Origin of the sequence: Desulfovibrio sp. TomC (assembly GCF_000801335.2) — a bacterium.
Lineage (GTDB): Bacteria > Desulfobacterota > Desulfovibrionia > Desulfovibrionales > Desulfovibrionaceae > Solidesulfovibrio.
The window spans coordinates 140,334-153,732 of sequence record NZ_JSEH01000010.1 but is presented as its reverse complement, the minus strand read 5'-3'; the positions used below and the strand labels follow the sequence as shown (position 1 = coordinate 153,732).

General features: G+C 66.4%; 12 protein-coding genes. 9 read left to right on the top strand and 3 right to left on the bottom strand.

Features of this window, described 5'->3' with window-relative positions:
• Nucleotides 1-2: 2 nt before the first annotated feature.
• The 6 genes from NY78_RS11630 (at nt 3) to NY78_RS11605 (ending at nt 4,590) form a co-directional block, all read left to right on the top strand.
• A complete protein-coding gene (locus NY78_RS11630; RefSeq protein ID WP_043635918.1) occupies nt 3-416 on the top strand; it encodes a hypothetical protein in 414 nt (137 codons plus the stop codon).
• A 1-nt stretch (nt 417) separates the two neighbouring features.
• Nucleotides 418-1,257, top strand: coding sequence for an HDOD domain-containing protein (locus tag NY78_RS11625; RefSeq protein ID WP_043635916.1), 840 nt, complete (start codon nt 418-420; stop codon nt 1,255-1,257).
• A 6-nt stretch (nt 1,258-1,263) separates the two neighbouring features.
• Nucleotides 1,264-2,223, top strand: a complete 960-nt coding sequence (locus NY78_RS11620) for a GGDEF domain-containing response regulator (protein ID WP_043635914.1) — start codon at nt 1,264-1,266, stop codon at nt 2,221-2,223.
• On the top strand, nt 2,198-3,172 hold the full coding sequence (locus NY78_RS11615) for a tyrosine recombinase XerC (protein WP_043635911.1): 975 nt from the start codon (nt 2,198-2,200) through the stop codon (nt 3,170-3,172). The genes NY78_RS11620 and NY78_RS11615 overlap by 26 nt, the downstream gene beginning before the upstream one ends.
• Nucleotides 3,173-3,368: 196 nt before the next feature.
• Nucleotides 3,369-3,962: a TetR/AcrR family transcriptional regulator gene (locus tag NY78_RS11610; RefSeq protein WP_043635909.1), complete on the top strand. Its 594-nt coding sequence runs from the start codon at nt 3,369-3,371 to the stop codon at nt 3,960-3,962.
• Between the two features lie 121 nt (nt 3,963-4,083).
• Nucleotides 4,084-4,590: a hypothetical protein gene (locus NY78_RS11605; RefSeq protein ID WP_043635905.1), complete on the top strand. Its 507-nt coding sequence runs from the start codon at nt 4,084-4,086 to the stop codon at nt 4,588-4,590.
• Between the two features lie 90 nt (nt 4,591-4,680).
• Here NY78_RS11605 and NY78_RS11600 read toward each other — a convergent pair whose 3' ends face one another.
• Complete coding sequence (locus tag NY78_RS11600) at nt 4,681-7,644, bottom strand: PD-(D/E)XK nuclease family protein (RefSeq protein WP_043635903.1); 2,964 nt, start codon at nt 7,642-7,644, stop codon at nt 4,681-4,683.
• On the bottom strand, nt 7,641-10,826 hold the full coding sequence (locus NY78_RS11595; protein ID WP_043635901.1) for a UvrD-helicase domain-containing protein: 3,186 nt from the start codon (nt 10,824-10,826) through the stop codon (nt 7,641-7,643). Before NY78_RS11595 ends, NY78_RS11600 begins: the two co-directional genes overlap by 4 nt.
• 102 nt (nt 10,827-10,928) lie before the next feature.
• Between NY78_RS11595 and NY78_RS11590 the strand changes: the two genes are divergently transcribed.
• A complete protein-coding gene (locus NY78_RS11590; RefSeq protein WP_043635899.1) occupies nt 10,929-11,798 on the top strand; it encodes a pseudouridine synthase in 870 nt (289 codons plus the stop codon).
• A gap of 75 nt (nt 11,799-11,873) precedes the next feature.
• Here the strand turns inward: NY78_RS11590 and NY78_RS11585 are convergent, their stop codons facing one another.
• Nucleotides 11,874-12,056 (bottom strand): flagellar biosynthesis anti-sigma factor FlgM, encoded by a 183-nt coding sequence (locus NY78_RS11585; RefSeq protein ID WP_043635896.1) that lies wholly within the window; start codon nt 12,054-12,056, stop codon nt 11,874-11,876.
• 173 nt (nt 12,057-12,229) lie between these two features.
• Between NY78_RS11585 and NY78_RS11580 the strand changes: the two genes are divergently transcribed.
• Nucleotides 12,230-12,949, top strand: coding sequence for a LexA family transcriptional regulator (locus NY78_RS11580; RefSeq protein ID WP_043636014.1), 720 nt, complete (start codon nt 12,230-12,232; stop codon nt 12,947-12,949).
• A gap of 69 nt (nt 12,950-13,018) precedes the next feature.
• Nucleotides 13,019-13,183: a hypothetical protein gene (locus tag NY78_RS25250; protein WP_197084237.1), complete on the top strand. Its 165-nt coding sequence runs from the start codon at nt 13,019-13,021 to the stop codon at nt 13,181-13,183.
• The last annotated feature ends 216 nt before the right edge of the window (nt 13,184-13,399 follow it).

Sequence of the window (13,399 nt, the reverse complement as noted above, 5' to 3'; positions counted from 1 at the left end):
CCATGCAAAAGATTCCCCTGACCCTGGCCAAGCCGGGCATGACCCTGGCCAAACCCGTGACCCGGCCTGACGGCATTGCCGTGGCCGGAGCCGGTTCCGAATTGTCCCAGGGCATTTTGGATCGGTTCGATTCCATGGGCATCACCCATGTGGTGGTGGAAGGGGAGCCGGTCAAGCTCGACGGGCAACCGGGCACCACGTCCTATGACAAACGCCTGGAACGTCTGGACTACCTTTTTCGACGATTTCCTGACGACAAGTGGATGGGCCAGATCAAGCGTCTGGTGGACCATTATTTCCGCATGAAGGCTGCGGCCAGCGCCGCCCTGGCCGAGGCCGCCCGGGCCGCCCGGGCCGCCAGCCAGTCCGAAGCCGCTCCGGAAGTCGACAACACTCCCAAGCCCAAGGACGCCTGACATGGCCGAGGATCTGCGTACCGAGCGCAAGGACCGCATCCTGGCCGTCCGCGACCTGCCCACCCTGCCCAAGGTGCTTGAAGAGGTGTCCAAACTCGTCGAACGTCCGGACTCCACCACCGAGCAGGTGGCCAAACTTATCAGCATGGACCAGGTGCTTTCGGCCAAGGTCCTTAAAATGGTCAACTCTCCGGTTTACGGCTTTCCCGGGCGCATCAGTTCCATCGGCCACGCCCTGGTCCTGTTGGGCTTTAATGTCCTGCGCTCGATTATTGTCTCCACCTCGGTGTTCGAGGTCATGACCGAGAACATGGTGGGGCTTTGGGAACACAGCCTGGGCTGCGCCATGACCTGCGGTTCCCTGGCCCGGATGCTCAACCTCAAGGACGCCGAGGAATATTCCGTGGCCGGGCTGCTCCATGATCTGGGCAAGGTGGTGGCCACGGTGCAGCTGCCCGACCTCAAGCCCGAGATCGAGCGGGTGGTGGCCGAACGCGACGTCTCCTATCTCGAAGCCGAGCGGGCGGTCCTGGGCTTTGGCCACGACCGCATCAACGCCTGGCTGGCCGACCACTGGAAGCTGCCGCCCAATATCAAGGAAGGCCTGTCGTATCACCACAAGCCGCATCTGGCCCAGCTCTACCCCGAGATGGCCTGCGTGGTGCACATCGGCGATTTCATGGCCCGGGTGTTCGAGTATGGTTTTTCCGGCGACGTGGGCGTCAACTATCTCCAGCCCGAGGCGCTGAAGATTCTCAAAATCCGCCCGGCCGCATTTGAAAAGCTCCTTGACGAATTAAGCGACCAGTTCGTGGAGCTGGCTGATCTGCGCTTTACCTGATCCGCCATGCCCACCGCCCCCCTTTGTGCCTTTACCCGCACCCAGAAGATCCTGGTATTGAGTCCCGATCCGGATCTGGCCGCCTTGTTTGCCGCCGCTTTTTCGCCCGTCGAGGCCGAAGTGTCCGTGCTGGCCCGGGGCAAGGGAGCCATTGAGGCGCTTTTCATTGACCCGCCGGACATGCTGGTGGTGGACCAGAAGCTGGCCGACATCCCGGGGCTTGATCTGGTGGCCATGGTCAAAAGCGAAAACGTCTATCGCCAGTTGCCGGTGGCCCTGGTCATGGACGAGGCCCAGCTTGGCACGGACATCGACTGGTGCGCCGCCGAGGTGGATGAACTGCTGACGCGCCCCATGACCGCCCCCATGCTCAGGGCGCGCATCACGTTGTCCCTGGCCCGGGCCACCCGGTCCCTGGACGCCAATCCGCTGACCAAACTGCCGGGCAACACCTCCATTATCGGCCGTATTCAGGATCTTATCGACCGCCGGGAAGACTTTGCCCTGGCCTATGCCGATCTGGATTATTTCAAGTCGTTTAACGACAAGTACGGCTTTTCCCGGGGGGATGAGGTGCTCATGATGACGGCCCGCATCATCGTCAACACCGTGCGCGCCGTGGGCGGTCCCAAGGCCTTTGTGGGCCATGTGGGCGGCGATGATTTTGTCTTTATCATGGCCATTGACCGGGTGGAGGAAGCCTGCCGGGCGGTGGTGTCGAGTTTTGACGGCATTGTGCCCCATTTCTACGACGCCGACGACCGGGGCCGGGGCTTTATCCAGTCCGTGGACCGGGAAGGCAACCGCCGGGCGTTTCCGCTGATGGCCATTTCCATTGCCGTGGTCTTCAACCGCGACGGACGCCTCAAGCACTTTGGCGAGGCCTCCCAGACGGCCATGACGCTCAAGAAAAAGGCCAAGGAAAACCCCAAGAGTTGTTATGTCCTCGACCAAAGGCAAGGCTGACCAGCCAGATGCGGCCCCGGCCGCCTTGCCGGAGACCGTGGCCGAATTCCTGACCTACCTCTCGGCCCAGAAGGGCTACAGCCAGGCCACCCTGGACGGCTATGCCGCCGATCTGGCCCAGTTCGAACACTGGCTGGCCGGCCGCAGCCTGACCCTGGCCGCCCCCCAGGCCCTGACGCGTGACCATGTCCGGGGGTTTCTGGCCGAATTGCACCGCGGGCGCAGCGCCAAGTCGTCCATGGGCCGCAAACTCTCGACGCTTCGCGGTTTTTTCAAGCGCCAGCTGCAAAGAAAACGGCTTGTCATTGACCCCATGGCCGGGGTCAAGAATCCCAAGGCCGAACGACGCGGCCCCCGGGCGCTCAATGCCGACGAAGCCGTGGCCCTGGTGTCGCCGGCCGCCGGCACGGATGCAGCCGACGGCTCTGTCGAGGCCTGCCGGGATCTGGCCCTGGCCGAGCTGCTCTACGGTTCCGGGCTGCGGGTGAGCGAGGCCCTGGGCCTTGATCTCGACGACGTGGACGTGTCCCAGGGCATTGTGCGGGTGCTGGGCAAGGGCAGCAAGGAGCGGATTGCACCGCTAAGCGACGCCTCCCGGGCCCGTCTCAAAGAATACCAGCGCCGACGGGGCGAACTGGCTCCGGAGCTGACCGAAAAGGCGCTCTTTCTCGGCGCCCGGGGGGGGCGGCTCAACCGCCGGCAGGCAGGGCGCATCATCGACGCCCTGGCCAAAGAGGCCGGGTTGGCCCGGCACACCCATCCCCACATGCTGCGCCACAGTTTCGCCACCCATATGCTGGAATCCGGGGCCGATCTGCGCAGCGTCCAGGAATTGCTCGGCCATGCCCATCTGACCACCACCACCCGCTACACCCATCTCGATCTGGCCCGTATCATGCGTGTTTACGACAAGGCCCATCCCCGTTCCGACGAATCCGATTCCTCATAAAGCCACTGCGTATCCGGCAGTGCGGCAACGGACGACTGGTGCTTTTTTACCCAGGCGCTGTTCTGTTCTTCCCAATTGCAGTGTTTGTGCCTGCTCTGGATCGATTTTGTATTGCCTGTCCTGCCTAATACGGCTAGATGGAAGATGCATCAAAAAGTGTTGGCCGTTTGGAAGGCAAAGCAACCGGAGGAAGGACATGGACGTGTCCAGACAGGTGCTTGTGGATACGGCGCTACGGCGTTTTGACGCGGTCGGCTGCGACGGCGTCGGGACAGGGGATCTCGTGCGCCGGCTTGGAGTCTCCCCCGGCTCGGTATACCGCCATTTCAAGAATCGCGACGAGTTGTTGGCTGCCGTGCTGGCCCGGGTGCAGGCTGAACTCTTTGCCCACATTGAGGCCAGTTGCCCGGTTGTGCCCGGCGAACGGGGTCTGTCCATGATCCTGCGTCTGGCCGAGGCCTACAGCCGGTTTCTGGAGTCGCGTCCGCCGGCCTATAGCGATATCTTCAGTCCGCCGGCCAGGGCGGGGTCGCTGGCCCGCGGGGAAGCCGGCCGGGAGCTTGGCCGGTTGGCGGCCCGGGTGGCCAAACAGTTCGAAGTGCTGTTGCTCCTGGGACGCCTCGATGGTTCGGTGCGCCCCGAGGCCGACGGGGACACGGCCCGGCGCATTGTGTGCGTGCTGGTCGGGACGGTGCGCCTGCGCCTGACCCATGTCCGGGCCAGAACCAGGAATCTGCGGGCCATGCTGAATGCCCTGGCCGGAGCGCGGGCGGTCACGAAAGCGGCCTGAAGCCGGCTCCTCCGAATGTATTTCGGCCCGGCCTCCTTGCCTTGAGCCTTCATTTCCTTTACGATTTGAGGAAATCGATATGGCGTATGGGTGTCCGGTACTCGTACCAATGGAGGCTGTCATGGTGTTCCGTTTTCTGGCGTCCTGTCTGTTGGCGACACTTCTTTTTGCCGCCGTCGCATCAGCCGGTGAATTCGATTGTGCCAAGCCGCAGTACGGCAAGCCGCTGGCAACAATGAACGACAGCGGCTATTTTGTGAAGTTCAAGGAAGATCACGGCGTCGCCTATTACAATTTCACCGGTCCGTGCAAGCTTGGCGTCCACGAACGTCTGGCCCCCACAATCGTGTATGGCGTCGTAAACGGGAATCTGTATAGCCGGGTCATGCGGACCGAGCATGACGACATCGAGATCATAAAACAGGTGACGAGCAAGCTGGCCGGCACGCCCAAGACTACGGACGAAGGCGAATGGACGGTCATGCGTTGGAATTTTCCCGAGAAGCAGATCAAGATGAAGCTCAAATACAACACCGCCACCAAGGCCACCAAGTCAGCGCTGTATTTCGAACCCCTGCGTCCGGGCAAGGGCGACGGCGACGGGCAGGAAAACACTCTGGACGACTAGCTGCGTCTGTGCGGCCGTTTTTTTGGGGCAGTCCGCCGTCCGGGTATCCGGGCGGCGGTTTTTTTTGTGGCCATGGCGGCTGCTGCGGGATCAGGCCTGACAGGCGGTCTTATATTCGCAGTACGGGCAGCGACGCTCGTCGGGGCGCGGGACAAAGCGGCTGGCGGCGCGCAGGCTGCGGATGAGATAGGCCAGGAGCCGGGGCGTGTTGCGTACGATGGCCTCGGTTCTGGCCTCCGGGTCCAGGCGCGGACCAAACAGGGGCCGCTCCTGGCCCCGGTCGCGCAGTTCCACAAAGGCGGCGTCGGCCGGGACTTCGCCCCGGCTGGTCGCATAGAGCCAGCAGTACAGCGGCAATTGCACGCTCCCCAGGCGTCTGGACAGGGTTTCCAAAAGACTGTCGTCGACCACCAGTCCGGTGCTTTGGGCCACCCGATCCCACAAGGCCTCATCGGTCCAGACCGCATTTTTCGGCGCGGACAGCCCGCCGGTCTTGTAATCCAAAATGATGACGCCGTCCGGACGCTGGTCGATGCGATCGGCCCGACCGGCCAGCGGGTAGCTGCGGGCGTCCACGTCCAGGCTGGCCACGAGTTCCGTTTCCAGGGCCAGGGGCGTGGTGCGCGGGGTGGCCGCTGCCGCTTCGGCCAGCCGCGCCCGGCCTGTGCGCAGAAGCAGGAGCTGGCCGTCCGGGGGCAGGGCGGCATAGGCCGGACTGGCCCGCATGTGGCGCTCGTAGCAGTCGGCCAGTTCGACCGGGTCGAGGTCGGCGCCGTCGATGTCGCGGCCGAGAAAGGGCGTGAAATACTCCCGCAGCACGGCATGGACCACCTCGCCGACCGCCGCCCGGTTGCCGTCTTCGGCCACTTCGTCCAGCGCGGCCAGGGGCGAGAGGTAGCGGTAGAAAAAACGCAGCGGACAGGCGAGGTAGGTATCGAAAAAGGTGGCCGAGAGGCGTTTGTCGGCCAGATAGGCGGCCAGCCGTGCGGCCACCTCGGCCGTAACCGGCATGGACGGGTCGCCGTGGGGAATGGGGCAGGGCGGCAGACGCACGATGGAGACCGGGTCTTCGCCGGCGACCAGGACCCGGCCAAGGCGTTTTTCCTCCTCCCAAAGCAGCTGCTCCACAAACCGGCTGCGGCTCGGCTTGTCCTCGAAAAGCCCGGTGCCGGCGGCCCCGGTGCGGTAGAGCACGGTGATCTCGCCGGCCCCGAAAAAGAGCCGGTAGAGGTTGTAGGCGGCCACGATGTCGCTCTCCCGGGAGTCGGGCAGATCGAGCAGGCGGCGCAGGGTGTCCGGGAGCAGGGCGTCGTAGCGCGGCGCGCCGGGAATCTTGTCCTCCACGGCGTCCAGGAGAAACACCCGCTTAAACGACAAAAGGCGCGTCTCCAGCACGCCCAGGACCTGCAGGCCGGTCAGCGGCTCGGCCTCGAAGGGGGCGCGCTCGTCGGCCAGCAGGCGGCGCAGCAGGGCAAAGAGCGTTGGCGTCGGCAGGACGGCGTCGGCCAGCCGGCCGGTGGTCAGGGTCGGGATGACGTCCGAGGCCAGCCGGAACAGGCATTCGGCGTCGATCAGAAACCGCTCCCAGGCGTCGCCGGCATGGTCGGGATCAAGGAGCAGTTCGGCCAGTCCGGTCAGGGCATTGCCCAGGGCGCGCGGAGTATCCACGGCCTCAAAGGCGGTGAGGCAGGCGGCGAGCGCCTGTCCGGCCAGGGCCAGGACCTCGGGGGCCGGCGGATTGTCGTCCTCGTTGCCGGCCAGGGACAGGGCAAAGGGATCCACGTAGGCCCCGCCCTGGCGAATGGCCGCCTCCAGGCTGTGAAAGACGGTTCGCAGGGGTTCGCTGGCCCCGACGCGCAGCATTTTGAGGTAGGGATGGCGCAAAAGGGCCACCAGTTCGCGCCAGTGGTAGCGCCCGGCGGCCAGACGGGTTTCCTGGAGGCCGAGGATGGTCTCCAAAAGCCTGGCCAGGGACGAGCGGGCCAACGGATAGCCCATGGAGATGTTGACGTCTTTTTGCGGCAGGATGTGGAGCACCGGGGAAAGCAGTCCGGTGTCGGGCAGGACGATGGCCGTGGCGTCGAGGTCCGGGGCCTGGGCGAGCTGCTCTTCCAGGGCTTTTAATTCCGCATGGAGATCGTGGGCTTCGATGAAACGCAGTTTTTTCGAGGACAGGTTGGCGGCGTCGGCGTCGAGCATCAACGTGGCCCGGGTCGGGTCGGCCTTGGCGCGAAGCCGGCGGGCCTTGCCGGCAGTGACGACCGTGGCCCGGGCCTTCCAGTCCCGCAGCCACCGTTCCTGCTCCCGGCAGGCGAAATGGACCGGCCGGCCGCCGTCGGCCAGGGCCGGGTCGGCGTGCCAGACCAGTTCCAGGAGGTCCTTTTTCCACAGGCCGTGAAAGACCTTTTTTTCGGCCCCGGACAGCACGGCAAAGCCGCAGGCAAAGATGCGCCGGCCGGCCAACCGGGCGGCAATGTCCGGGGCGTGTTCGGCGGCCAGGGCGGCGCACAATCCCGGCGTGCCCAGGCCTTCGGCGGTCAGGCGCTCGCGGTAGCGGTCGTGGATGGTCCCGAGCCGGGCCAACAGGGCGGCGGCCGGCAGCAGCACCTGCCCCTCCATGTGGGCCAGATCCCGGCCGGGCACGCCCTGGCGGAACAGCTCCTCCATGAGTTCGGCCAGTTCCAGGCCCCAGGGGAAAAAACTGGTGATGTCGGTGGGAAAATCGCTTTCTTCCCCGGTCTCGGCGGCCAGACCGGCCACGATGTCGTGGAGGATGGCCACCCGGTCCAGGGCGTCGAGCATGACCGGCGGGTCGGCGGCAAAGGAGGCCCCCAGGCCGGCCGTCCACTCGCCCACGGCCGCGATTTCCGGCAGCAGCAGCGGCTTTGGCAGGTCCGGCATGGCGGCCAGCCGGTCGCACAGATGCCGGGCGGCCCGGCGCAGGGGGAAAAGCACCAACACGTCGCGGAAATCGCCGCCGGTCGCGGCCACGAGACGCTCGGCCAGTCCGGCGAAAAACTCCTCGGTCCAGGGAATGATGCTGACGGGTTTCATGAGGCGCACTCCACGGGGCGGCACTCCCGGCGGTCGAGGTAGACGAGGAAGCCGGCGGCCGGGGCCTCGGCCAGTCCGGGCAGGCGGCGGATGAGGCGGCAATAGCGGCGGACCTGGGCCTCGTGGGCGGCGTCGGGACGGCCGGTCTTGAAATCGGCCACGGTGATGCCGGACGGAGAAGCGGTAAAAAGGTCGGGCCGGTGGCGCTCGCCGTCTTCGGCCAGGATGTCGCGTTCGCAGTAGCCGGCGGCCAGGGTTGGGGCGATTTCCGGCAGCCCGGCCAGCCACAGAAGCATGTCGGTGAATTCACCGGCCAGACGGTTGCGCAGCCGGGCATCCAGGCGGGCCGGGCCAAGGGCTTGCCCCACGGCTTTGGCTGCGGCCGGCCGGGGATCGCCCGGGAGAAATCCGGCCCGCACAAAACCTTCGGCCGCCAGGTGGGCCAGTTCGCCGCGCCGCTTTTCGGTAAAGCGCATGGCGTCGCGGATGTCCCGGGCGGCGTTGCGGTAGACCTTGAGCCGCGGCAGCCAGGACAGCGGCGGCTCGGGATCGACCAGGGCCGGCCGGAGGTCGGCGGGAGCCGGGCAGGCGGTCCCGACCCTGGCCGGGGCCTCGGGCGGCGCGCCGATGCGGATCGGCGTGCCGTCGGCCGGGTCGTTGCCAAAGGCGGCAAAAAGGACGGCCATGGCCCGGGGCAGCGGATAGGCGGCCTTGTCGCGCAAGGGGCCGTGGCCGGGCACGAAGGCATGCAGTTCGATTTGCGGCCGGGTCCAGGCCACGTAGAGCAAGTGGAGCTGTTCGGCCAGCTCCCTGGCCCGCCTTCCTGCATAGGCCGGCCCCAGGCCGGGCTGGTCCGGGACGAGCAACGTGCCCTCGGGCAGCGTGGCCGAGACCAGTTCGGGGCGGCGGTTGTCGGTATGGAAATGGTGGTAGGGGACGACCACGGCCGGAAACTGCAGCCCCTTGGCCTTGTGGATGGTCATGACCCGCACAGCCCCGGTATTTTCGGGCTGGGGGACCTTTTCGTCCTCGCCGTGTTCGTTCCAGAATTCCAGGAAAGCGGAGATGGAAGCCCGGCCGTCGTTTTCGGCCAGGTAGGCGATTTCCAGGAAGCGGCGCACAAAGGCCTCGTCCCCGGGCCGGCGCGTCAGCAGACGGTAGCCGGTCACTACCGAGCGCAGGATGTCATAGGATCCGGCCAGTCCGGTCTGGCGCAGATAGGGGCGGATGAGCCGTTGCCAGACCTCGGGCCAGCGGGCGGCAAAGGCCAGGGACAGCGAGGCCCGGCGCGGCAGCCCGGCCAGCCAGCCGGCCAGCTCCTCGCGGCCGATGCCCGAGAGATCGCCGAAAAGCTCCTGGCCCGAGACAAAGGCCCAAAAGGACAGGCTGTCCGGCGGATAATCCAGAAAGGCCAGCATGGCGGCCAGCTGGCGGATCAGCGGATGGTCGGCCAGCCGCAGGCTGTTTTCCGTCACCACTTCGATGCCGGCGTCCACCAGCCAGGAAGCCACGCGCCCAGCCTGGGGATTGGTGCGGGTGAGCACGGCCACGCCCCCGGCCCCGTGGCGGGGGAGCAGTTCGTCGCAAAGCAGGGCCAGCAGGGTCTCCCGGGCAGCGGCGTCATAGTCCTCGACGGCCTCGGCCGGCAGGGCCGTGACCCGCACATGGCCCGGGGGGCCGGCGTAGGCGTCGGGCACGTCCTGGGCCGCTCCGGCAAAGGCCCGTCTGAGGGCGTCGGCCAGATCCGGCGCGGCCTCGGCCAGATCCGGGCCAAGCAGGGCCTCGGCCGTCTGCCGGGCCTGCGCCGGATCGGCCAGCGGCGCAAAAAAGCGGTTGTTGACCCCGACAATGGCCGGGGCGCTTCGCCAGTTGTGGGGCAGGGCGTCGCGCATGGGCGCGGCCACGGCGCACAGGTCGGGATCGGCCGGGGCCTCGTCAAACAGGGCGGCGTCGCCGCCGCGCCAGCCGTAGATGGCCTGCTTGACGTCGCCGACCAGATAGAGGCTGCCGCCGCGGGCCAGACTTTCCAGGGCCAAAAGCCGCAGCACCGCCCATTGGCTCCTGGCCGTGTCCTGGAACTCGTCAATAAGCATATGGGCCAGCCCCGAACCCATGCGACACCAGGCGTCGGGCACGCCGTCTTCGCCGGCTAGCCGGGCCGCCACGAGGCGCGCCCACTGGGACTGGGGCAGCATCCGCATTCGGGCCAGGTAGCTTGGGAAATCTTCGGCCAGCCGCCGGGCCAGAATCAGAAACGGGGCCAGACCCATGGCCCCGAGCAGGACCGGGGCCTCCCGGCGACAGACGGCGTGGGCTGCCGACAGGGCGGCATAGAGGCGCTCCAGATCGGGTGTGATCCGGTCGCGTGAGGCCTTGAGCACACACTCGGTCAGGGAGGCCTTGGCGGCAAAGACCGAGGTGGGAAGGGCGGCGGCATTGTCGCAGTCCCGGCATTTGCGCAGGAAGGTCAGGAAATTGGAACTCCCGGTAAGGCCGGCCTTGTCCAGGGCCAGCAGGACGGCCCCGGCCGCGTTTTGCACGGCTCCGAGCCGTCTGGTCAGGCCCAGGCGCAGGGTGTCGGCCTCGACGCTGCTGCAGCCGGGATCGGCCAGGAGATGGCCGGCCACGGCCAGCAGTTGTTCGCGGAAGGACTGGGTGGGCAAAAAACCCTTGGTGCGGCCAAAAAGCGCCCCGGCCGCCTCGGAAAACTGGCGGGCCAGCCCCGGATCGGCCGGCAGGGTGGCGGCCAGCCGGTCGTAGAGGTCGTTTAAGATGCCCTTGTCGTCGAAACACGGCTCGAAATCCGGGCGCAGGCCCAGCTCCAGGGCGAACACCCGGGCCATGAGATAGAGCAGGCTGTCGATGGTCCGGATATTGAGGCGCTGGGCGTGGATCAGGAGCGATTCCAGTTCGCGCCGGGCCGTGGTCCGGTCCCGGGCGCTGCCGCCGGCCTGGCCCAGGGCCATTTTTTTGAGCGCCTCGATGACCCGCTCGCGCATTTCAGCGGCGGCCTTGTTGGTAAACGTCACCGCCAGGATGTCCGGCACGGCATAGGCGGCGTCGCCCAGGTCGCCGCAGGCCCGGGGCAGGTCGCGGCTGGCCCCAAGGACGAGGGAGAGAAAGCGGTGGGTCAGGGCATGGGTCTTGCCCGACCCGGCCGAGGCCTTGACCTGGATGAGCATGGGACGGCTCCTTGCGAAAATGAACGTAAAACTACCTGGAACCGGCCCCAGGCGCAATGTCGCAGCCCTTGCGCTTGGCCGGGCGAAGCCTATGATAGGCGGATGCACAAGGAAACTGACAAACTGACGATTCCGGCCACAGCCGACGGCTGGCGCCTCGACCGGGTATTGGAACTGCTTTTGCCCGACACCGGGCTTCGCGGCCGGCGGCGGCTGGTGGAATCCGGGGCTGTGACCGTGGACGGACGGGACAAACCGTGCGGCTACCGGGTGCGGCCCGGACAGGAACTCATCGTGTCCCCGGTTGTCCGGGAAGCGGCTTTTGGTCCGGCCGACGTGCCGGTGGTCATGGCCGTCGGCGACTACGCCGTCGTGGCCAAGCCGGCCGGACTCAATACCTCGTCTTTGGCCCACGGCGGCGGCGAAAGCGTCGAGAACCTGTTGCCGGCGATCTTCCCGGGCCGGCCGCTGGTGCTCCTCTCGCGTCTGGACCGGCTGACCACCGGGCTTTTGCCCGTGGCCTTTTCCGATGAGGCGGCGCAAGCGTACCGGGACATGGAAGAGTCGGGCCGGGTGGTCAAGACCTATATGGCCGTTGGCTGGGGCGAGACGCAGGGGTTTTTTCGGGTGGAAAACGAACTGGACGCGGCCGATCGCCGCAAGACCCGGGTGCTGGCGCGCCTGTCGGTTGACTCCCTGCGCATGACCGATGTGGAGGCCCTGACCGCCAGCGGCGGGGCAACCCTTTTCCGCTGCGTCATCAACAAAGGGGCGCGCCATCAGATCCGCGCCCATCTGGCTTATCTGGGCCATCCATTGGTGGGTGACCCGCTCTACGGATATGGTCAGGCGGGGGAGCGGCTTTTTCTGCACTGCGCCGGCATCGACTGTCCGGCCTTCACGGCCCGACTCGATGCGCCCTGGACCCTGGACGACGCCGTCGGCCTGCTTTTAGGGGGCGAGGCGGAGTAAGTTGCGAGAGGAAACCGTGTATGCGATAGAGCCTGGAGCATGGGCCGAGAGCGCCGGCAAAAGACGGAAATCGTCCTAGTCGGTTTCGGTGGCCAGGGCGTCGAGGAGGCCTTCGATGATCTCGTAGCGCTGGATCAGGTAGGTGCCTGATTCCACGCGGCGCTTGAGCTCTTCGATGCGCTGGGCGCGTTCGGCCGGATCTTCCTGATGGCCGAGTGCGACGCCTCTGGCGCGGTGGTGCTTGGCAGGTGCGTTCATAACGGACTTCCTTGTCGAAGCTGCCCCGGCCCGGCCGTGGCGAGAACCTGTGTCGCTGCTCTTTTCGGCTGTCTTGACCGGTGTCTTTAGCGCGGCAGCAAAATAATCGAAAAATGGCCCTGGCCGTAAAAAAACACTTGCGGGCCGGGGTTTGGTTGTTTATAAAACGCAACATGATTGAACGCGACGGACAACAGCAGGGCGAAAGCGGTTTCGAGGGCTTTTTCGCCAGGGCCGCCAAGGCGGCCGGGTTGACCAGCCAGACCGAGCTGGCCGCTTTGCTCGGGGTGCATCGCTCGGCCGTGACCCAGGCCAAACGGAAGGACGGCGTGCCCAAGGCCTGGGTGCTGGCTGTTTCGCGGCGCACCGGGGCCGATCCGGACTGGCTGGAATTTGGCCGGGAACGGCCGGGAGCGGCCGGAGCGGCCCGTGGGGCGCTGGCCGGCAACAGGACGCGGCCGGCCGAGGCGGACGAAACCCAGGCGGTCTTCGCCGCCGTGCCCAAGGTGCGAACCAGGCTGTCGGCCGGCGGCGGCTCGTTTGAGACCGGGGGAGAGGTGGAACAGTTCTACCCCTTCCGGCAGGACTGGCTGCGGGCCAAAGGGCAGCCGGCGCAGATGGTGCTTATGGATGTGGTCGGCAACAGCATGGAGCCGGAGATTCGACACGGCGACATGGTGCTTATTGACCAGGGGCAGGTTGCCGTGGTGGCCCATGGCGTCTACGCCGTGGGACTGGAAGACACGGTGTTGGTCAAACGGGTGGAAAAACGGCCGGGCCAGCTGGTGCTTTTAAGCGACAACCGCGATTATGCCCCCATTGTCCTGGCCGGGGACGAACTGGAAGCCCTGCGGGTCATTGGCCGGGTGTTGTGGGTGGGTCGGGAACTGTAATTTTTTTTCTCCAACGTGTTTATTTAAATAAACTACTGTTGCGCAAGCTGTGCAACAAGGAGGCGGACCATGCAACGTCGCTACTGCCGCTGCGGCAAACCCATCCTGGTGGATTACCGGCCCTGCGGCCCGACCTGGCGGGCGGTGTTTTTCCGGGCCCGGCTTTTGTTCAAGGCCCGGGTGCAATGCTGCCCGTGCTGCGGCGAGGCCTTGAATATCGATAGCCTGTTTTAAGCTGCCGCTGTGTCGGCTGCATTTCCGGACGCCGCCGGGCTGTTGCCAAGCCATCCGGCCGGCGTCCGGGCGCACGCAGCGGCTGGATGCTCCGCGCTCCCAGGTCGGGTCTCCCCCGGGCATGGCCGGGGCGCGCGATCCCCAGGCACCCGGCCGCCGGTGCTCCTGCCTTTGGCGCGGCTGGCCCAGACCAGCCGCGCCAAAGGTTTGTAAACG